The following is a 19,915-nucleotide window of genomic DNA, read 5'->3' as shown; positions in this document are numbered from 1 at the left end:
CATGAGGACGGCTCTCGGCGCGCGCCCCCTCGACCAGGGGGCCGTGCGCTACCAGGCGGCAGAAAGGCAAGGGCCGTGCCACAGAAGGACACGGTCACCGAACGCGACGACAAGCGTGCCGGGCGCCCCGGCTACGGGCAGCTCCTGCGCACCCGTGGGGCCTGGACGTTCCTGCTCCCCGGCTTCGCGGCACGCCAGCCGTTCGCGATGCTGACGCTCTCCATCGTGCTGCTCGTGCAGCACACCACCGGCTCCTACGGCACCGCGGGCGCGGTATCCGCGACGACCGGTGTCTCCATGGCGCTCTTCGCGCCCTACAGCGGCAAGCTGGCCGACCGGTTCGGGCAGCGCGCGGTACTGCTGCCCGGCGTGCTCGTGCACACCGCCGCGGGGCTCACGCTCACCGCGCTCGCGCTGTCCGGGGCGCCCACGTGGGCGCTGTTCGTGGCCGCCGTGCCCACGGGTGCCTCCACGCCGCAGATCGGACCCATGGTGCGCGCCCGCTGGGGCGTGAAGCTGCAGGGGTCGCCCCTGATGCAGACGGCCGCCGCCTTCGAGTCGGTCACGGACGAGTTCACCTTCGTGCTCGGCCCGCTGTTCGCGACGGCTCTGTGCACCGGCATCGACCCGGCCGCCGGCCTGATCACCGAGGCCGCCCTGACGCTCGTCGGCGGCCTGCTGTTCGCCGCCCAGAAGCGCACCCAGCCCGCGGTGCACGCGGCGGGCGAGCACGCGCGCGTGGAGCACACCTCCGCCCTGCGCGTGCCCGGCGTGCGCGTCCTGATCGTGACGTTCCTCGGCATCGGCTCCGTGTTCGGCGGCATGCAGGTCTCGCTGGCCGCCTACACCGAGGCGATCGGCGAGCCCGGCATGAACGGCGTCCTGTACGGGATCTTCGCCGCGGGCAACATGCTCTCCGGCCTCGTCTGCGGCGCCGTCGCATGGAAGATCGCCCCGCAGCGCCGCCTCCTGGTCGGGTACACGGCCCTCGCCGTCATGGCCTCCGGGCTGTGGGCGGCGCAGTCCGTGGTGCTGCTCGCCGGACTCGGCCTGCTGGTCGGCGTGTGCATCGCGCCGTCCCTGATCACCGGCTACACGCTGGTCGAGAAGATCGTCCCCGCGGGCTCCCGCACCGAGGCCTTCACCTGGCTCACCGGGGCGGTCGCGCTCGGTCAGGCGGCCGCCGTGACGGTGGCCGGGCAACTGGAGGACCGCTTCTGGGACGGCGCCGGATTCCTCGTCCCGATGGGCGGCACCGTGCTCGCCCTGGTGGTCATGTTCCTGCTGCGCTCGCGGCTCACGCCGCCCTCGACGGGGCGGACCGTGGCACGTGGTGTGGGTCACCGCGAGCCCGTGGCAGTGGACTGATCCCGCGGAATAGGTCACTATGGATCGTCGTTAGCACTCATCGAGTGAGAGTGCCAGGAGGAAGACACAGTGCCGACTTACCAGTACCAGTGCACCGAGTGCGGCGAGGGCCTCGAGGCGGTGCAGAAGTTCACCGACGACGCCCTGACCGTGTGCCCCAGCTGCAACGGCCGCCTCAAGAAGGTGTTCTCGGCCGTCGGCATCGTCTTCAAGGGCTCCGGCTTCTACCGCAATGACAGCCGCGGCTCCTCGTCGAGCAGCAGCCCGGCGTCGTCCTCGAAGTCGTCGTCCGGCTCCGAGTCGAAGTCCTCGGAATCGAAGTCGTCCTCCGACTCGTCCTCCTCTTCGAGCTCGTCGTCTTCTTCGAGCTCTTCTTCTTCGAGCTCGTCGACCTCCTCGACGTCCTCCGCCGCGTAAGCGGCACGGAGAGAAGTCTTACGAGACCCTGTCGTCCTTCGACGACAGGGTCTTCGGCGTTCCCGGCGTGACTACTGTGCTGACCCATGGCGACCCATGCGAACGCACGTGCCGACGCCGAGATCGGCGTGATCGGCGGCTCCGGCTTCTACTCCTTCCTGGACGACGTGACGGAGGTCCGCGTCGACACCCCCTACGGGCCACCGAGCGACTCGCTCTTCCTCGGTGAGGTGGCGGGACGCCGGGTCGCCTTCCTGCCCCGGCACGGCCGCGGCCACCATCTGCCGCCGCACCGCATCAACTACCGCGCCAACCTCTGGGCGCTGCGCTCGGTGGGCGTGCGCCAGGTCCTCGGCCCGTGCGCGGTGGGCGGCCTGCGGCCCGAGTACGGGCCGGGGACGCTGCTCGTGCCCGACCAGTTCGTGGACCGTACGAAGGCGCGGGCGCAGACCTACTTCGACGGGCAGCCGCTGCCGGACGGGTCCGTGCCGAACGTCGTGCACGTCTCCCCCGCCGACCCGTACTGCCCCACGGGCCGCAGGGCCGCGGTGAAGGCCGCGCGCGGCAAGGACTGGGAGCCGGTGGACGGCGGGACGCTCGTGGTGGTCGAGGGGCCGCGGTTCTCCACCCGCGCCGAGTCCCGGTGGCATGCCGCCATGGGCTGGTCGGTGGTCGGGATGACCGGGCACCCGGAGGCGGTGCTCGCCCGTGAACTGGAGCTCTGCTACACGTCGTTGACCCTGGTCACGGACCTGGACGCGGGCGCGGAGAGCGGTGAGGGCGTCTCGCACGACGAGGTGCTCCGGGTGTTCGCGGCCAATGTGGACCGGCTGCGGACGGTGCTGTTCGACGCGGTGGCGGGGCTGCCGGCGACGGCGGAGCGGGACTGCCCGTGCGTCGGGGCGCTGGGCGGGATGGATCCGGGGTTCCGGCTGCCGTGACGCCGGAATTCCCCCTTCGTACGAGCCGGAATTCCCCCTCCTGTGAGCCGGAATCCCCCTTCGTGTCAGGGAGTTGTCCACAACCGCTCGGTAGTGCACGGGCTCCGGCGAGAGGTGGCGCGGAGGCGGATCGTGTCCGGCGGGACGGGCGCGGTGTCCGTCCGGCCCGACCGATCCGCAGGCGGTGGCGACCATGTCCGCATCTGTATCTGTCACGAACCAGCTCAGCATTCCCCCGACGTCCGACGTGCCCGCCTTCCCTCCTGTGCGCGTACGGGGCGGGCGGTGGCGCCCCGGCCGGGCGGGGAGGCGACGGCGGCCGCCCGCCGTGGTGGCGGGGCTCGCCCTGGCCGTGGCGGCGTTGGTGGCGGCGGTGCCGTCGTCCGGTGCGGGGCAGGAGAGCACGCCGCGGCGGGCTGCGGCGGCGCCGGGCGAGCGGGCGGCCGGGGCCGCCGGAGCCGCCGCTTCCGGCGTGACGGTGTCGGCGCCGGTGCGGATCGCGGACGCGGGGGCGGTGCGGCTGCTGCGGCCGGGCGACCGGGTCGACGTGGTGGCGGCGCGGGCGGACGGCAGGCCGGGAGTGCGGGTGCTCGCGTCCGGGGCGCGCGTGGCGGCCCTGCCGAAGCCGAGGCCAACTCTCGGTCAAGACGGCGATGTCGGCGAAACCTCGGACGCCGGTGGGGCGTTGGTGGTGCTGACGGTGGAGCGCGCGACCGCCGCGCGCCTCGCGGGCGCAGGGGCCGCTTCCCGGCTGGCGGTGACGGTGTGGTGACGTATCTCTCGTCAAGTCCCCCGTTCGAGCTACCGAATTGGACAGGTCTGACCCGAACTGTCGTAGGTTGCGGAAGCGTTTGCTCCACTACCTGGACATGTGAAGAGAGGCCTTCTGGTGAGCGAGAACAACGAACCGAGCCTGTGGGAAGGCTTCAAGGCCTTCCTCATGCGCGGGAATGTGATCGACCTCGCGGTCGCCGTGGTCATCGGCGCCGCATTCACGAACATCGTGAACGCTGTGGTGGAAGGGGTCATCAACCCGATCGTCGGCGCGTTCGGCACGCAGGACCTGAACAAGTACGCGTACTGCCTCAAGGGCACGTGCAAGCCCGGCAGCGACGACAGCATCCAGATCATGTGGGGCACGGTTCTCAGCGCCGCCATCAGCTTCCTGATCACGGCCGCCGTCGTGTACTTCCTGATGGTGCTGCCGATGGCCAAGTACCTCGCCCGGCAGGCCGCGAAGAAGGCCGAGAAGGAGGGCACCCAGGAGGTGCTGGAGGTCTCCGAGCTGGAGGTGCTCAAGGAGATCCGCGACGCGCTCGTGGCGCAGCGCGGCTCGGGCCACTCCGAGCCCTAGCGGGGCTCCCGGCGGCCTTTCAGAGGTGGTGGGGCGGCTTCTCGTCGAGGAAGCGGGCCAGGTCGGCGGCGCTGTTGTCGCCGGCCGCCGGCCGCTCGCCCCAGCCTCGGTCCGTGTCGTCGGAGGACTGCGCGGTCAGCGGATCGTCGAAGATCAGCGCGGCCTTGGGGTCGCGCTTCTTGCGGGGACCGCGCTGCTCGGGATCGGGGGCGGGACTGCTCATGGCTCCAGGGTACGTCGCCGGGAGCGACGGCCCCCGGAGTGCGGGCTCAGACCGCCGTGAGGCCGTGGGCCTCGAAGATCGCCTTGGCGGAGGCGACCTGCTCGGGGGTGGGCGAGGGGGTGTCGTGCAGCGTGAAGGTCTTGCCGAGCGCCTGCCACTTCGCCTCGCCGAGCTTGTGGAAGGGCAGCACGTCGACGCGGGAGACGTTGCCGAGGGAGGCCGCGAAGGCGGCGACGCCCTCGATGTTGTCGGGGTCGTCGGTCAGCCCCGGCACGAGCACGAAGCGCACCCACACGTTCTTGCCGAGGTCGGCGAGGCGGTGCGCGAAGTCGAGGGTGGGCCGCAGCGGCCGTCCGGTGACGTGCTTGTAGGTGGCGCGGTCCCAGGACTTGATGTCGAGCAGCACCAGGTCCACGTCGCGCAGCAGGGCGTCGGTGGCGCGCACCCCGAGGAAGCCCGAGGTATCGAGGGCGGTGTGCAGGCCCAGCTCGTGCTTGAAGCGGTGCAGCAGCTCGCCGGCGAAGACCGGCTGGAGCAGGGGCTCCCCGCCGCTGATGGTGGCGCCGCCGCCCGCCGCCTCGATGAACCGGGTGTACTTGGCGGCCTCGGCGACGATCGTGTCGGCGGCGGTGCGCTTCCCGTTCCGCATCTTCCAGGTGTCGGGGTTGTGGCAGTACAGGCAGGTCAGCGGGCAGCCGGAGAGGAACGTCACGAAGCGCGTGCCCGGCCCGTCGACGCCGGTCGACAGGTCCCAGGAGTGCACCGAGCCCTCGATGGGGCGGTGCGTCGCGGCGGCGGCCGGGGTGACGGCGTCGTTCGCGGTGAGGTTCTGGGTGAGCATGACGGTCATGGCGTTCCTCTCCGGGTCCTTCGGGGTGTCTCGGTCAGGAGGACCGGCTCACAGGGAGCCGTGGAAGGTCCGGTTGATGACGTCCAGCTGCTGCTCGCGCGTCAGACGGACGAAGTTCACCGCGTAGCCGGAGACCCGGATGGTGAGCTGCGGGTAGTTCTCCGGGTGCTCCATGGCGTCCTCGAGGGTCGCCTTGTTGAGGACGTTGACGTTCATGTGGAAGCCGTCGCTGGCCGTGAAGCCGTCGAGCACGCCGGACAGGTTGCCGATCCGCTCGGCGGGGGTGCGGCCCAGGGCGTCGGGGGTGATCGTGTTGGTCAGCGAGATGCCGTCCTCCGCGTCGTCGTAGGGCAGCTTCGCGACCGACAGGGCGGAGGCGATGTAGCCGTGCTCGTCGCGCCCGTTCATCGGGTTGGCGCCGGGGGCGAAGGGGGTGCCGGCGCGGCGGCCGTCCGGGGTGTTGCCGGTCTTCTTGCCGTAGACGACGTTCGAGGTGATCGTGAGCACCGACTGGGTGTGCACCGCGTTCCGGTAGGTCGGGTGCTTGCGGACCTTCTCCATGAAGCCGTGCACGATGCGCTTGGCGATCTCGTCGGCGCGGTCGTCGTTGTTGCCGTAGGCCGGGTAGTCGCCCTCGATCTCGTAGTCGACGGCGAGGCCGGTCTCGTCACGGACGACCTTGACCTTGGCGTGCTTGATCGCCGACAGGGAGTCCGCGGCGACCGAGAGACCGGCGATGCCGCATGCCATGGTGCGCAGGATCTCCTGGTCGTGCAGGGCCATCTCGATGCGCTCGTAGGCGTACTTGTCGTGCATGTAGTGGATGACGTTGAGCGCGTGCACGTACGTCTTCGCCAGCCAGTCGAGCATCGCGTCGTACCGCTGGGCGACGGTCTCGTAGTCGAGGTAGTCGCCCTCGATGGGCTCGAAGCCCTCGACGACCTGCTTGCCGGACTTCTCGTCGCGGCCGCCGTTGATCGCGTAGAGGAGCGCCTTGGCGACGTTCACGCGGGCGCCGAAGAACTGCATCTGCTTGCCGACGGCCATCGCGGAGACGCAGCAGGCGATGGCGGTGTCGTCGCCGTACTTGGGGCGCATCAGCTCGTCGGACTCGAACTGGATGGCCGAGGTGTCGATGGCGACCTGCGAGGCGAAGTCCTTGAAACCGCGCGGCAGCTCGCGCGACCAGAAGACCGTCAGGTTCGGCTCGGGGGCCGGGCCGAGGTTGTAGAGGGTCTGGAGCGCGCGGAAGGTGGTGCGCGAGACGAGCGGGCGGCCGTCCTCGCCGATGCCGGCCATCGACCAGGTGACCCAGGTCGGGTCGCCGGAGTACAGGTCGTTGTACTCGGGGGTGCGCAGGAAGCGGACGATGCGGAGCTTGATGACGAAGTCGTCGATGAACTCCTGGGCCTCGGACTCGGTGATCCGGCCGGCCTCGATGTCGCGCTGCAGGTAGATGTCGAGGAAGTTGTCGATGCGGCCGATCGACATGGCCGCGCCGTTCTGCTCCTTCACGGCGGCGAGGTAGGCGAAGTACAGCCACTGCACGGCCTCGCGGCCGGTGGTGGCGGGGCCGGAGATGTCGTAGCCGTACGACATGGCCATGGACTTCAGCTCGTTCAGCGCCTTGATCTGCTCCGAGATCTCCTCGCGGTCCCGGATGACGTGCTCGGTGGGCCAGGCGGCGGCGAGCTCGTCCTTGTCGGCCTGCTTGGCGGCGATGAGGCGGTCGACGCCGTAGAGGGCGACGCGGCGGTAGTCGCCGATGATGCGGCCGCGGCCGTAGGCGTCGGGCAGGCCGGTGATGATGCCGGAGGAGCGGCAGGCGCGGATCTCGGGGGTGTAGGCGTCGAAGACCCCCTCGTTGTGGGTCTTTCGCAGGTGGGTGTAGATCTCGCGGACCTCGGGGTCGGCCTCGTAGCCATAGGCGTTGAGGGCGTTCTCGACCATCCGCCAGCCGCCGTTGGGCATGATCGCGCGCTTCAGCGGGGCGTCGGTCTGGAGGCCCACGATGAGGTCGTTGTGGTCGGCGGCGGTGCCGTCGATGTAGCCGGGCCTGAAGGCGTCGATCCGGGACGGGGTCTTCACGTCGACGTCGTGGATCCCGCGCTCGATCTCGTCCGGGAACATGCCGAGGAGCTTTTCCCAGACGGCGGTGGTGCGCTCGGTCGGACCCGCGAGGAAGGAGCCGTCACCCTCGTAGGGGGTGTAGTTCTGCTGGACGAAGTCGCGGACGTCGACGGCGTCCCGCCACAGCCCTCCCTTGAAGCCGTCCCAGGCCTCGCCGTGCGTCGTCTTTTCCGCGGGAGTGGCAGTCATCTGCGGCACCTTCCCCATCTCTTCGACCGGTGGGTTCCTACCTGTTCATTGCACTCCTGTCGGGGTCGCCCGGGGGGCGGCAATGGTCCCCAGTTCGGGACCGTAAGTCCTGAACTGGGGCCGGGATCCACCGGCATCACCGGCCTGACCTGGCCCTTCTCATGGGACTTTCGACCCAAGTTCGCTTGTGAATGCCTTCACAAGGAATGTGGCGGAATTTCGTGGTACGGCTTTCCCCATGACGACCACGCCAGACAAGCGCTCACCGATCCGCCGCATGGTCGAGAGGGAGCGCGACGAGCGGCACCGGGCCGCTTCGCCGCTGGAGCTCTTCTTCGACCTGTGTTTCGTCGTCGCCGTCGCACAGGGCGGGGCGGAACTGGTGCACGCGGTGGCGGAGGGCCACACGGGCGCCGGGGTCGTGGACTACGCGCGCGTCTTCTTCGCCATCTGGTGGGCGTGGATGAACTTCACCTGGTTCGCCTCGGCCTACGACAACGACGACGCGGTCTACCGCGTGGTCACGCTCGTCCAGATCGCCGGCGTGCTGGTGCTCGCCGCCGGTGTCTCGCAGGCGTTCGCGCACGACAACTACACGGTGGTCTGGCTCGGCTACCTGATCATGCGACTCGCCATGGCCACGCACTGGCTGCGGGCCGCCGCCTCCACCACCGGGGCCGAGCGCCGGGTGGCGCTGCGGTACGCGGGCGGGGTGATCGCGTGCCAGGTCGGCTGGCTGGCGCTGCTGTTCACGCCCAAGGCGGGGCAGGGCTGGGTGTTCCTCGCGATGGCGATCCTGGAGATGTGCGTCCCGGTGTTCGCGGAGCGGGACCGGCAGACGTCCTGGCACCCGCACCACATCGCCGAGCGCTACGGGCTGTTCACGATCATCGTGCTCGGCGAGACGATCGCCGCGGCGACGGTCGCGGTGAAGTCGGGCATCGAGGAGAACGACGCGCTCGGCGAGCTGCTGCCGATCGCCGCGGGCGGCCTCCTCATCGTCTTCGCCGCCTGGTGGATCTACTTCGCGGTGCCGATCCACGACCGGCTGCGCAGCAACCGGCAGGCGTTCGTGTGGGGCTACGGCCACTTCTTCATCCTCGCCTCGGCCGCGTCGATCGGCGCGGGCATCGAGGTCGCCGTCGAGCAGGCGGTGGGCGAGGCCCACATCTCCACCGCCGCGGCCTCCGCCGCCGTCACGGTCCCGGCCGCGGTGTTCCTGCTGTTCGTGTGGGCGCTGCACGCGCGGTACTTCAAGGTCGGGGCGGCGCAGCAACTGGCGCTGCCGGTCGCCGCGGTGCTCGTGCTCGCGTGCACGTTCGCGGGGCACTGGGCGGTGCTCGCGGCGGGGATCGTCACGGCGCTCACCGTCGTGATCGGGGTGGCACTGTCCTCGCGCACGGGCGGGACACCGGCCGCCTGACCGGCCCCGGCCGCCCCGGTGGGGCGCCAACTCCCGTGGTAGGCATGGGACATGACGACTCGCAACGATGCCCTCACCGACGTCCCCGGCCTGCGCGTCGGACACGCCACCCGGATCGGGGACGGATTCCTGACCGGTACGACGGTCGTGCTCGCCCCCGAGGGCGGTGCGGTCACCGCCGTGGACGTACGCGGCGGTGGACCCGGCACGCGGGAGACCGACGCGCTCGACCCGCGCAACCTCGTGCAGCGCATCGAGGCGATCGTGCTCACGGGCGGCAGCGCGTTCGGGCTCGACTCGGCGTCGGGGGTGATGGCGTGGCTGGAGGACCAGGGGCGCGGCGTCCCGGCCGGCGCCCGTCCGGGCGAGGTCGTGCCGGTGGTGCCCGCGGCGTGCGTCTTCGACCTCGGCCGGGGCGGCGACTGGCGGGCCCGCCCCGACGCGGCGACGGGCCGCGCCGCGGTCGAGGCCGCCGCGGCGACGGAGCCCGGCGCCCCGCTCCAGGAGGGCAACGTCGGGGCGGGCACCGGCGCGCTCGTCGGGAAGCTGCGCGGCGGCATCGGCACCGCGTCCACGGTCCTCGACTCCGGGATCACGGTCTCCGCCCTGGTCGTCGCGAACGCCGCGGGCTCCGCCGTGGACCCGGCCACCGGGGCGCTCTACGGCGAGTTCTTCACGGAGCGTGGACCGGTGACGTACCCGACGCCCGAGGCGCACGAGGCGGCGGGCAAGCGGCTCGCGGAGGCGGCCGCGGCGAACGGCACCCCCGCGCTCAGCTCCGGGAGGCCGCCGCTCAACACCACCCTCGCCGTCGTCGCCACCGACGCCGACCTCACGCGCGCCCAGGCGCAGAAGGTCGCCGGTACCGCGCACGACGGGATCGCGCGGGCCGTGCGGCCGGTGCATCTGCTCAACGACGGGGACACGGTGTTCGCACTCGCGACCGGGGAGCGCCCGCTCGACGCCGCGAACCCCCTCGCGCTCAACGAGATCCTGGCGGCCGGTGCGGACCTCGTGACGCGGTCGATCGTGCGGGCCGTGCGCGCGGCGGAGACCGTGGCGGCGGGCGGCCTCACGCACCTCTCGTACGGCGACCTCTACGGGGGCCGGCCGGGCGCTGCGTAACAGAGATCCACCAGCGCGTAACAGAACTGTCCCTGTGGCTGCGTTCACAACAAGCGGAGGGAACCCCTCCGACCGTTTGGTGCTCTTCCCTCACATCGGTAGAGAAGCAGCGGAACCGCAGAAACCACGAAAAGGGAGCAGACCGTGAGCAGGCAGAACATAGCCGTCGTGTGCGCGGCACTCGCCGTCGGCGCACTGACCCTCACGGCCTGCGGGGGCGATGCCACCGCCGACAACGACAAGGGCGGCGACGCCCCGAAGATCACCATCTCGGCCAAGGACGGCTCGACCGGCGCCTCCATCAACGCCACGGGCGTGAAGGTCAGCGACGGCAAGCTGACCACCGTGAAGATGACCGAGTCGGCGAGCGGCAAGGCCGTGCCCGGCACGATCACGGCGAACGGCGCGGCGTGGAAGCCGAAGGAGCAGCTGGAGCGCGGCACCAAGTACCGGATCGCCGCCGCGGCCAAGGACGACGGCGGACACAAGGCCGCCGCCAACTCCATCTTCACGACGGTCTCCAACGCCAACAGCTTCATCGGCACGTACACGCCGGACGACGGGACGACGGTCGGCGTCGGCATGCCCGTGTCCTTCAACTTCGACAAGGCGATCACCAACAAGAAGGATGTGCAGTCGCACATCACGGTGACGTCGAGCAGCGGCCAGAAGGTCGTCGGCCACTGGTTCGGCACCCAGCGCCTCGACTTCAGGCCCCAGGAGTACTGGAAGGCCGGCTCCAAGGTCACGATGAAGATCGCCCTCGACGGGGTCGAAGGGGCGAACGGGGTGCACGGCGTGCAGGACAAGACGGTGAGCTTCACCGTCGGCCGCGCCCAGGTCGCCACGGTCGACGCGAACACCCAGAAGATGACCGTCGTCCGCGACGGCAAGACGATCAAGACGGTGCCCGTCTCCACCGGCAGCGCCCAGCACCCCACGTACAACGGGCAGATGGTGATCTCGGAGAAGTTCGTGCAGACGCGCATGAACGGCGACACGGTCGGCTTCGGCGGCGAGTACGACATCGCCGACGTGCCGCACGCGATGCGCCTCTCCCAGTCCGGGACGTTCATCCACGGCAACTACTGGAGCTCGCCCGGCACCTTCGGCGCACAGGCCACCAGCCACGGCTGCGTCGGCATGCGCGACGTGAAGGGCGCGGGCGGCGACACGACCGCCAAGTGGTTCTACGACAACTCGCTGATCGGCGACGTCGTCGTCATGAAGAACTCGCACGACGAGACGGTCGCCCCCGACAACGGCCTGAACGGCTGGAACATGGCGTGGAGCCAGTGGACGGCGGGCAGCGCCACCTGACGGACCCCTCGTCCACCACGGGCCGCGCGGGAACCTCCCGCGCGGCCCGTGCGTTCTTCAAACACGTTGCTCAATTCCCTTCCCCCGTTTGTCATTTCACGGACATGATGTCGGAGCGAGGGGCTACGGTATGCACCCACGAGGTGACACGAAGCAATGAGGCAGTACTGGGAGGTGCCTTGAGCGTTCCGCATGGCTCCGAGCCCGGTGTCCGGCACGACGCCGATTCGGACCCGTCACCCGAAGCACAGCTCGGCCGGCTCCTCGGACGCGCGCTCAACTCCTTCGACCTGCCCGACGAGGCGCTGGAGCGGCTCGACGGCGCGCTCGCGTACGCCGGGTCCCTGCACTCCGCCCACCACAGCGGAGGCCGGCACCGGGAGACGTACCGGCACAACTGGCTGCTGGTCGACGGCGGCTCCCTCACCCTGTGGGAACTGGTGCACAACACAGGGCGGGACGGCACGCCGCAGCACGAGGTCTACGTGTCCGAGGACGAGCTGCACCTGGCGACGGGGCGGCTCCCGCTGCCCCGGGAAGCCGAGCCGGAGTTCGACCTCCAGGTCCCCATGGTCCCCGTCCAGCTCGCCCCGGTCCCGCCCATACGCCGCACCTTCGGCCCCGGCGACCCGGAAAGCTCCGTCGACCACGCCCGCCGTCTGCTGCGCCGCGCGGAGAACCCGGACGTCACGACGCGACCGGGCCCCGGCACCGCCCGGCTGCTGCGGGAGGCGTGCGCACACCAGATCACCCAGGCCTTCGGCTGCCGCGTCAGCCACGGCTTCGCGCTGTACGAGCACGCGTTCCTGCTGAGCGACGGCTGCGAGATAAGCCTCTGGGAGGTCGAGCACACGGCGACGCCGGACGGCCGCCACATGTGCGAGGTGTACGCGACGCAGGAGGCGGCACGCGGCGCGATGGAGACCCGGGCGGCGGCGTACCCACGGGCCCGCCGCTAGGACTCCCCCGCACCGCCAGCGGCCGATCCGGGCCGCCTGCGGCTCCCCGGACCACCACCACCGGGAAACCCGGTGGACCGCCACGGGGAAACCCGGACTACCGGCGGCTGAACTCCCGCACGAGCCCCGCGAACGCGTCCTGCTCGTCGGCCGTCAGCGCCACCGACTCGAGCGCGGGCGCCCGCGACTGCGCGGGGAGCGCGCCCATCGGCAGCTGTGTCCGCGGCTCCGGCGGGTCGACGGCGACGGTGCGCACCATGCGGGCCAGTCCGATCACCCAGGCCACGGCCGCAAGAGCGACCAGGGCCAGACCCAGCTGCTGAAGGATCGACACGTGCTCAGGCATGCGCCCCAGTGAACACCACAGTCCGGGACTTTGGTCCCGGACCGTGATGTATCTCGCAAGGCTCCTAACGCAGCGCTAACCAGACGTAACCCTCACACCTGCGCGGGCTGCGCCGCCGCCGGCTCCGGGGCGGACGCCGTCTGCGACGCGGCCTGAACGGCCTCCGGCTGCCCGGCGGCCGGCTGCTTGCGCACCGACTTGAACAGGACGGTCAGCGCCGCGGTGACGCACGTACCGGCCGCGATCGCCACCAGGTACAGCCAGGCGTTGCCGATCAGCGGGACCACGAAGATGCCGCCGTGCGGGGCGCGGAGCGTGGCGCCGAAGGCCATCGACAGGGCGCCGGTGACCGCGCCGCCCGCCATGGAGGCCGGGATCACGCGCAGCGGGTCCGCCGCGGCGAACGGGATCGCGCCCTCGGTGATGAAGGAGGCGCCGAGCACCCAGGCCGCCTTGCCGTTCTCGCGCTCGGACTTGGTGAAGAGCTTGCCGCGCACGGTGGTGGCCAGGGCCATCGCCAGCGGAGGCACCATGCCCGCGGCCATCACGGCGGCCATCACCTTGAGCGAGCCGTCGGTGGGGTTGGCGAGGCCGCCGACCGCGAAGGCGTAGGCGACCTTGTTGAGCGGGCCGCCGAGGTCGAAGCACATCATCAGGCCGAGGATGATGCCGAGGACGATCGCGTTGGCGCCGGACAGGGAGTTCAGCCAGTCCGTCAGGGCGCTCTGCAGTGAGGCGATCGGCTTGCCGATCACCACGAACATCAGGAAGCCGACGACGATCGAGGAGAGCAGCGGGATCACGACCACCGGCATGATGCCGCGCAGCACAGCCGGGACGTTCACCTTCTGGATCGCCATGACCACGCCGCCCGCGATGAGACCGCCGACGAGGCCGCCGAGGAAGCCCGCGTTGGTGGTCACCGCGATCGAACCGGCGACGAATCCGGGCACGAGTCCCGGCCGGTCCGCCATGCCGTACGCGATATAGCCGGCGAGGACCGGGACCAGGAAGGCGAAGGCCGCCTGGCCGGTGTAGAAGAGGAGCGCGGCCCAGCTCGTCGTCGAGCCCCAGTCGAAGCTGTCGAGCAGCGTCTGGACCTTGACGTCGGCGACCTCGTAGCCGCCGATCGCGAAGCCGAGCGCGATCAGCAGACCGCCCGCCGCCACGAACGGCACCATGTAACTGACGCCCGACATCAGCCACTTGCGGAGTTTTGTGCCGTAACCGTCCGTGGGTTCACCAGAGTTGTCCACAGGTGTGGATGACGGGTCGGCGTGGGCCGTGGTCTCGCCGCGGGCGGACTTTTCGCGGACCTCGGCGATGAGTTCGGCGGGGCGGTTGATGCCTGCCTTGACGCCCACGTCGACCGTGGGCTTTCCGGCGAAGCGTTCCTTCTCGCGGACGGGGACGTCGTGGGCGAAGATCACGCCGTCGGCGGCCGCGATGACGGCCGGGTCGAGGCGGGTGAAGCCGGAGGAGCCCTGGGTCTCCACGACCAGTTCGACGCCGTCGGTGTCGCGGCCGGTGTTCTCCAGGGACTCGGCCGCCATGTAGGTGTGGGCGATGCCGGTGGGGCAGGAGGTGACCGCGACGATCCTGAAGGGGGCGTCGGGAGTGTCGGGGGCGTCGGGGGCCGAGGCGGGTTCCGGGTGCGGCTCCTGTTCGGCCTGCCGTTCCTGCTCCTGCTCCCGCTGCTGCTCCTGCTCCCGCTGCTGCTCCTGCTTCTGCTCGGCGGGCTCCGCAGGGGCCGCGGGCTCCGCAGGGGGCGGGGTCGGGGCGTCGCCGCGGATCAGGGATGCCGCCGCACCGGCGTCGGTCGACGCGCGCAGGGCCGTCTTGAAGTCCTCGTCCATCAGCTGGCGGGCCAGCGAGGAGAGGATCGTGAGGTGGGCGTCGTCCGCGCCCGCCGGGGCCGCGATCAGGAAGATCAGGTCGGCGGAGCCGTCCGGGGCGCCGAAGTCGATGCCCGCGGCGCTGCGGCCGAAGGCGAGCGTCGGCTCGGTGACGTGCTCGCTGCGGCAGTGCGGGATGCCGATGCCGCCGTCCAGGCCGGTCGGCATCTGGGCCTCGCGGGCCGCGACGTCGGCGAGGAAGCCGTCGAGGTCGGTGACCCTGCCGAGGGCCACCATGCGCTGCGCCAGCGACCTGGCCGCCGCGTCCTTCGTTTCGGCGGACAGGTCGAGGTCGACCAGGTCCGCGGTGATCATCTCCGTCATCGCGGGCTCCTTTGCCTACGCATGGGTGGGGTGACTGTTCCGGTTCGGACGGTTCGGATGGTTCGGATGGTTCGGGCGGTTAGGGCGGTTCGGACGGTTCGGACTGCCGTCGTCATCGCACGGGCTCCTTCAGGGCGCGGTCCACGGGGACCTCGGCCGTCAGCTCCACCGCGTCCGGGCGGAGGTCGCGCGGCGTCGGCATGGCGCTGCCCGGCAGCTGGACCGCCGCCGCGCCGTGGGCGACCGCGGAGGCCAGTGCCTTCGGGCCCTCGCCGCCCGCGATCAGGAAGCCGGCGAGCGAGGAGTCGCCTGCCCCGACGTTGCTGCGCACCGCGTCGACGGGCGCCGAGGCGAACCAGGCGCCGCTCGCGTCGACCAGGAGCTGGCCGTCCGCGCCGAGCGAGGCGAGCACGGCGACCGCGCCCGCCGCCCGCAGCTCCTCGGCCGCCTTGACCGCGTCGCCGACCGTGGCGAGCGGGCGGCCGACGGCCTCGGCGAGTTCCTCGGCGTTGGGCTTGACGACGTCGGGCCGCTCGCGCAGCGCCGCGACGAGCGCGGGGCCCGAAGTGTCGAGCGCGATCCGGGCGCCCGCGGCGTGCGCGCGGGCCACCAACTCGGCGTACCAGGAGTGCTGGAGGCCGCGCGGCAGGCTGCCGCAGCAGGCGATCCAGTCGGCGCCCCCCGACTGCTCGCCGATCGTCGCGAGCAGCGACTCGGCTTCTCGGGCGGAGAGCTCGGGGCCGGGGGCGTTGATCTTCGTGAGGGTGCCGTCGGGCTCCGCGAGCGCGATGTTCGAGCGGGTGTGGCCCTCGACCGGGACCGGAGCGACCTTGATGCCCTGTCCGTCGAGGAGTTCGGCGACGAGGGCGCCGGGGGCGCCGCCCAGCGGGAGGACGGCCAGCGTGGGGGCTCCGGCGGCGGCCACGGCCCGCGACACGTTGACGCCCTTGCCGCCCGGGTCCATGCGCTCGCCGCTCGCGCGGACGACCTCGCCGCGGTCGAGGCCGGGGACCTCGTAGGTGCGGTCGAGGGAGGGGTTGGGGGTGACGGTGAGGATCATGCCGCGATCGCCGCTTCCGTTGCTTGCGTACGAATGGTGCTGCTGGTGCTCGTGCTTATGCGTGAGGTGAGGTCGCGTGAGGTCATACGCGGAGCACCTCCGTGCCTCCCGCCTCGATCGCCGCCGCGTCCTCGGGGGCGAGCCCGGTGTCCGTGATCAGCAGGTCCACGGCGGCGAGGTCGCCGAACCGGGCGAAGTGCTCCTGGCCCCACTTGCCGGAGTCGGCGAGCAGCACCACGCGGCGGGCCGCGGCGACGGTGGCCCGCTTGACCGCGGCCTCGGCGAGGTCGGGCGTGGTGAGTCCGGCCTCGGCGGAGAAGCCGTTGGCCGCGAGGAAGAGGATGTCCGCGCGGATCTCCCCGTACGCACGCAGCGACCAGGCGTCGACGGCGGCGCGGGTGCGGTGGCGGATGCGGCCGCCGACGAGGTGGAGCTGGATGCCGGGGTGGTCGGCGAGCCGGGCCGCGGTGGGCAACGAGTGGGTGACCACCGTCAGTTCGGACTCGACGGGCAGTGCGGCCGCGAGCCGGGCCACCGTCGATCCGGCGTCGAGGATCACGCTGCCCTCGGCCGGCAGCTCGGCGAGCGCGGCGCGGGCGATGCGGTCCTTCTCGTCGGCGGAGGTGCCCTCGCGCTCGGCGAGGTCGGGCTCGAAGTCGAGGCGACCGGCCGGGATGGCGCCGCCGTGCACGCGCCGGACGAGGCCCGCGCGGTCGAGGGCCTTCAGGTCGCGCCGGATGGTCTCGGCGGTGACCTGGAACTCCTCGGCCAGGGACAGCACGTCCACCCGTCCGCCGTCGCGGGCGAGGCGGAGGATCTCCTGCTGGCGCTCGGGTGCGTACATGTCCGTTTACCTGTGCTCTCTTCCACGGGCTTCCACGGGCTTCTACTAGCTTCGACAAGCGTGCCCGAATGTGTTGCTCTCCCTTGAGGCTACGGCCGGATTTCCGGAAAGTAAACAGGTTCGGGCACGCCACAGACACAAACGGACATCCGTCCCGGCGCGGGCACGGCGAAGGGCCCGGCCCTCCAGGAAGGAGGACCGGGCCCTGTGTACAGCAGGAGCAGGAGCAGAAGCAGAAGCAGACGCCGAGCGGCGACTACTGGCCCATCACGTACTTCACCGTCGGCCCCGTGGTCCAGCCGCCGTCCACGGCCAGCTCCGCGCCCGTCATGTACGAGGAGTCGTCCGACAGCAGGAACACCACGGCCTTCGCGATCTCGTCGGCCTCGCCCACGCGGCCCATCGGGGTGTTCGGGTAGTTCCCCTCGCCCTGCTGGATGCCGACCTGCGCGGTCATCGGGGTGTACGTCATGCCGGGGTGCACGGAGTTCACGCGGATCCGCGCCGTGCCCTGCTCGACCGCCGCGATCTTGGTGAGACCGCGCACGCCCCACTTCGAGGCGCCGTACGAGGAGGTGAGCGCGAGGCCCATCAGACCGGCAGCGGAGGAGATGTTGACTATGGAGCCGCCGCCGGCCTCCTTCATCGCGGGGACGACGGTCTTCATGCCCGCGAAGACGCCGACGAGGTTGACGTCGAGGACCTGGCGGAAGCGCTCCACGCTCTCCGTCTCGAACGGCATGCCGGTGGAGATCCCGGCGTTGTTGACCAGGCCGTCGACGCCGCCGAACTCGCCGGTGGCGTAGGCGAGCGCGGACTGCCAGCCGTCCTCCGACGTCACGTCGAGGTGGACGTAGCGGGCCCGGTCGCCGAGTTCGGCGGCGAGGTTCTTGCCCTCGTCGTCGAGTACGTCGCCGATGACGACGTTGGCGCCGGCGGTGGTGGCCAGGCGGGCGATCTCGGCGCCGATCCCGCGGGCACCTCCGGTGATCAGGACGGCCTTGCCGGTGAGGTTGTTCATTACGGCTCCCTTTGGTTGTGGCCCCCGTGGTTGACGACTCGGGGCTCCGCCCCGGACCCCGCGCCTCGATCGCCGGCGGGGCTGGATCTGCTCAGGCCGGGCCGGACCTGTTCAGGCACTCCAGGGCCAGGGCCGCCGGGCCCTCCGGGCCACTGGCCGGGGCCTGCGAACCCGCCCACGTCTCCACCGCGACCCGCACCGCCGTGGTCGCCACCCCGGCGAGCAGGCGCAGGCGCAGATCGGGGGCGCCCGTCTCGCCCGTGCGCTCCGCGAGGACCGTGAGGAGGGTCGACTCCGAGACCCGGCAGGTGTCGCTCCAGACGGCGCGCAGCGCCGGGCTCTCCTCGGTGAGGCGGAGCAGGGCGCGGACCCACTGGAGGGACGCCGCGTTGGCCGGGTCGTCCGCGGTGAGCGCGCGCTCGACGGCGTGCCGCAGGGCGGCGGGGACGGGCAGCTCCGCGGGTGCCTCGCGGACGGCCTCCGCCCACTGGTGGGCGCCGGCGTCGAGGAGGGGCGCGACCGACTCCTCCTTCGTCGCGAAGTAGCGGTAGAAGGTGCGCGGCGCGACGCCCGCCGCCCGCGCGATGTCCTCGGCGCGCGTGGCCCGCAGGCCGTCCCGCGTGAACAGCTCGGCCGCGGCGCGGGCGATGTCGAGGCGCGTGGCGGCCTTGCGTCGCTCCGTCAGCGTCGGGGTCGTCGTCGCAGTACCTGCCATGAGGACATGGTATGTCTTTGTGGCACAATCTGCCACTGTCGAGAAATGATCATGCCAAGTGGGCCGATCCGGGACCGATCAACCCACGTGAGCGAGTGAGCGGGGCGAGAACAGTGCGGCGGCGGAACTTCCTGAGGACGACCGGCCTGGCCGGAGCGGGGGCAGGCGCCCTGGCCCTGACCGGCTGCGGCGACGACGGGAGCGCCGACGGCGACAAGGTCACGCTCGACCTCCTCGTCGCGAGCTACGACAGAAGCGTCGGCGCCTCCATCGGCGACCAGTGGGACGGCGTCGTACGGGACTTCGAGAAGAAGCACCCGGAGATCCACGTCGAAGTGGAGCGCGTTCCGTTCCTCAAGATCGACGCGGTGCTCGCCCGCCGGGTCAAGGACGGCCGCGCCCCCGACATCGCGCAGGGCCACCTCTTCGCCCCGTACGCGGAGGAGCACCTGCTGTACCCGGCCGAGCGGCTCTTCGACGTGCCGACGCAGGCGGACTTCATCCGCTCGTTCGCCGACGCGGGCCGGGTCGACTCCGTCCAGTACGGCATTCCGATCCTCGCCAGCACCCCGCGCCTCTTCTACAACACGGGCCTCTTCGAGCGGGCCGGCCTCTCGGGCCCGCCCCGCTCCTGGGCGGAACTGCGCGCCGCGGCCGAGGCGTTGAAGGGCATCGGTGTCCCCACCCCGTACGCCCTTCAGCTCGGCCCCGAGGCCGCGGAGGACGAACTCCTCGCGTGGCTGCTCTCGGGCGGCGGCGGATACACGGATCTGGGCGGGTACGACTTCGGTTCCGCGCCGAACAGGGCGACCCTGAACTGGCTGCGCGACGAGCTGGCCCGGCCCGGCCTCGCGGGCGCCGATCCGGCGAAGCTCACCAGGACGCAGGCCTACACGCAGTTCCTCGCGGGGAGGGCCGGGATGCTGATCGCCCATCCGGTGCTGCTCGGCGCCGCCGACAAGGCGCGACTGCCGTACGCGCACGCCGCGTTCCCGCTCAAGGAGGGCGGCGGGGCGGCGCCTCCGGTGGGGCTCAACGACTGGATGATGGCGTTCGAGAGCGGCGGCCACGTCGAGGAGGCGGGGAAGTTCCTCACCTTCCTGTTCGGCACCGGCTCCGCGACGACGTACGGCGGTGCGCAGGCCACGCTCCCGGTGACCGTGACGGCCTCCGACAAGCTGCGGGCCGACCGTTCCCAGCGGAAGCTGTGGAAGTTCGTCGACCAGCTGCCGGACGCGGAGTTCCACCCGGTGCACCTGCGCTCCTGGCCCAAGGTCCGCTCCGCGGTACGGGAGCGGATCGGCCGGGCGGTGGCTCCGGGCGGCAGCCCCGCGCAGGTCCTGGAGTCCCTGGACAACGTCAGCCCGTCCACCTAAAGCCCCGCCGGCGATTGAGGCGCGGGGTCCGGGGC

At 71.4% G+C, this 19,915-nt stretch carries 19 protein-coding genes; 10 read left to right on the top strand and 9 right to left on the bottom strand.

Annotated features, from left to right (window positions below):
* The first annotated feature begins 75 nt into the window (after positions 1-75).
* The 5 genes from ACY34M_RS25835 to mscL all read left to right on the top strand — a co-directional run bounded on the left by ACY34M_RS25835 (position 76) and on the right by mscL (position 4,080).
* On the top strand, positions 76-1,368 hold the full coding sequence (locus ACY34M_RS25835) for an MFS transporter (RefSeq protein ID WP_462720901.1): 1,293 nt from the start codon (positions 76-78) through the stop codon (positions 1,366-1,368).
* A 69-nt stretch (positions 1,369-1,437) separates the two neighbouring features.
* Positions 1,438-1,785 carry an FmdB family zinc ribbon protein gene (locus tag ACY34M_RS25830; RefSeq protein WP_462720900.1) on the top strand — a complete coding sequence of 116 codons (348 nt, stop codon included), beginning with the start codon at positions 1,438-1,440 and terminating at the stop codon, positions 1,783-1,785.
* Between the two features lie 86 nt (positions 1,786-1,871).
* A complete protein-coding gene (locus tag ACY34M_RS25825; protein WP_462720899.1) occupies positions 1,872-2,726 on the top strand; it encodes an S-methyl-5'-thioadenosine phosphorylase in 855 nt (284 codons plus the stop codon).
* A 193-nt stretch (positions 2,727-2,919) separates the two neighbouring features.
* Positions 2,920-3,498, top strand: a complete 579-nt coding sequence (locus tag ACY34M_RS25820; RefSeq protein WP_462720898.1) for an RcpC/CpaB family pilus assembly protein — start codon at positions 2,920-2,922, stop codon at positions 3,496-3,498.
* Positions 3,499-3,612: 114 nt separating this feature from the next.
* On the top strand, positions 3,613-4,080 hold the full coding sequence (mscL, locus tag ACY34M_RS25815) for a large conductance mechanosensitive channel protein MscL (protein WP_462721067.1): 468 nt from the start codon (positions 3,613-3,615) through the stop codon (positions 4,078-4,080).
* A 19-nt stretch (positions 4,081-4,099) separates the two neighbouring features.
* Here the strand turns inward: mscL and ACY34M_RS25810 are convergent, their stop codons facing one another.
* Genes ACY34M_RS25810 through pflB form a run of 3 tightly spaced genes read right to left on the bottom strand, consistent with a single transcriptional unit; the run spans position 4,100 to position 7,472 of the window.
* Positions 4,100-4,303 (bottom strand): hypothetical protein, encoded by a 204-nt coding sequence (locus ACY34M_RS25810; RefSeq protein WP_462720897.1) that lies wholly within the window; start codon positions 4,301-4,303, stop codon positions 4,100-4,102.
* A gap of 46 nt (positions 4,304-4,349) precedes the next feature.
* A complete protein-coding gene (pflA, locus tag ACY34M_RS25805) occupies positions 4,350-5,153 on the bottom strand; it encodes a pyruvate formate-lyase-activating protein (protein WP_462720896.1) in 804 nt (267 codons plus the stop codon).
* 48 nt (positions 5,154-5,201) lie between these two features.
* Positions 5,202-7,472, bottom strand: coding sequence for a formate C-acetyltransferase (pflB, locus tag ACY34M_RS25800; protein ID WP_462720895.1), 2,271 nt, complete (start codon positions 7,470-7,472; stop codon positions 5,202-5,204).
* Positions 7,473-7,710: 238 nt separating this feature from the next.
* Here pflB and ACY34M_RS25795 point away from each other — a divergent pair, with 238 nt between their 5' ends.
* The 4 genes from ACY34M_RS25795 to ACY34M_RS25780 all read left to right on the top strand — a co-directional run bounded on the left by ACY34M_RS25795 (position 7,711) and on the right by ACY34M_RS25780 (position 12,299).
* The gene (locus tag ACY34M_RS25795) at positions 7,711-8,895 is read left to right on the top strand and encodes a low temperature requirement protein A (RefSeq protein ID WP_462720894.1); all 1,185 of its coding nucleotides are present in this window, start codon (positions 7,711-7,713) and stop codon (positions 8,893-8,895) included.
* 51 nt (positions 8,896-8,946) lie between these two features.
* Positions 8,947-10,020, top strand: coding sequence for a P1 family peptidase (locus tag ACY34M_RS25790; RefSeq protein WP_462720893.1), 1,074 nt, complete (start codon positions 8,947-8,949; stop codon positions 10,018-10,020).
* A 144-nt stretch (positions 10,021-10,164) separates the two neighbouring features.
* Positions 10,165-11,340 (top strand): L,D-transpeptidase, encoded by a 1,176-nt coding sequence (locus ACY34M_RS25785; protein WP_462720892.1) that lies wholly within the window; start codon positions 10,165-10,167, stop codon positions 11,338-11,340.
* Between the two features lie 179 nt (positions 11,341-11,519).
* Positions 11,520-12,299, top strand: coding sequence for a DUF6227 family protein (locus ACY34M_RS25780; protein ID WP_462720891.1), 780 nt, complete (start codon positions 11,520-11,522; stop codon positions 12,297-12,299).
* Positions 12,300-12,396: 97 nt separating this feature from the next.
* Here ACY34M_RS25780 and ACY34M_RS25775 read toward each other — a convergent pair whose 3' ends face one another.
* The 6 genes from ACY34M_RS25775 to ACY34M_RS25750 form a co-directional block, all read right to left on the bottom strand.
* Complete coding sequence (locus ACY34M_RS25775) at positions 12,397-12,645, bottom strand: hypothetical protein (protein ID WP_462720890.1); 249 nt, start codon at positions 12,643-12,645, stop codon at positions 12,397-12,399.
* A 92-nt stretch (positions 12,646-12,737) separates the two neighbouring features.
* Positions 12,738-14,864 (bottom strand): PTS fructose transporter subunit IIABC, encoded by a 2,127-nt coding sequence (locus tag ACY34M_RS25770; protein WP_462720889.1) that lies wholly within the window; start codon positions 14,862-14,864, stop codon positions 12,738-12,740.
* Positions 14,865-14,976: 112 nt separating this feature from the next.
* Positions 14,977-15,924, bottom strand: a complete 948-nt coding sequence (pfkB, locus tag ACY34M_RS25765; RefSeq protein WP_462720888.1) for a 1-phosphofructokinase — start codon at positions 15,922-15,924, stop codon at positions 14,977-14,979.
* An 82-nt stretch (positions 15,925-16,006) separates the two neighbouring features.
* A complete protein-coding gene (locus tag ACY34M_RS25760) occupies positions 16,007-16,768 on the bottom strand; it encodes a DeoR/GlpR family DNA-binding transcription regulator (protein WP_462720887.1) in 762 nt (253 codons plus the stop codon).
* Between the two features lie 256 nt (positions 16,769-17,024).
* Positions 17,025-17,789 (bottom strand): glucose 1-dehydrogenase, encoded by a 765-nt coding sequence (locus ACY34M_RS25755; protein ID WP_462720886.1) that lies wholly within the window; start codon positions 17,787-17,789, stop codon positions 17,025-17,027.
* Between the two features lie 91 nt (positions 17,790-17,880).
* Positions 17,881-18,504, bottom strand: a complete 624-nt coding sequence (locus ACY34M_RS25750; RefSeq protein ID WP_462720885.1) for a TetR family transcriptional regulator — start codon at positions 18,502-18,504, stop codon at positions 17,881-17,883.
* A 113-nt stretch (positions 18,505-18,617) separates the two neighbouring features.
* Here ACY34M_RS25750 and ACY34M_RS25745 point away from each other — a divergent pair, with 113 nt between their 5' ends.
* A complete protein-coding gene (locus ACY34M_RS25745) occupies positions 18,618-19,880 on the top strand; it encodes an extracellular solute-binding protein (protein ID WP_462720884.1) in 1,263 nt (420 codons plus the stop codon).
* Positions 19,881-19,915 lie beyond the last annotated feature (35 nt).

It is taken from the genome of Streptomyces sp. EDA2-14 (assembly GCF_054963755.1).
The sequence above is the reverse complement of the archived record's forward strand: the minus strand, read 5'-3'. Positions and strand labels throughout refer to the sequence as shown.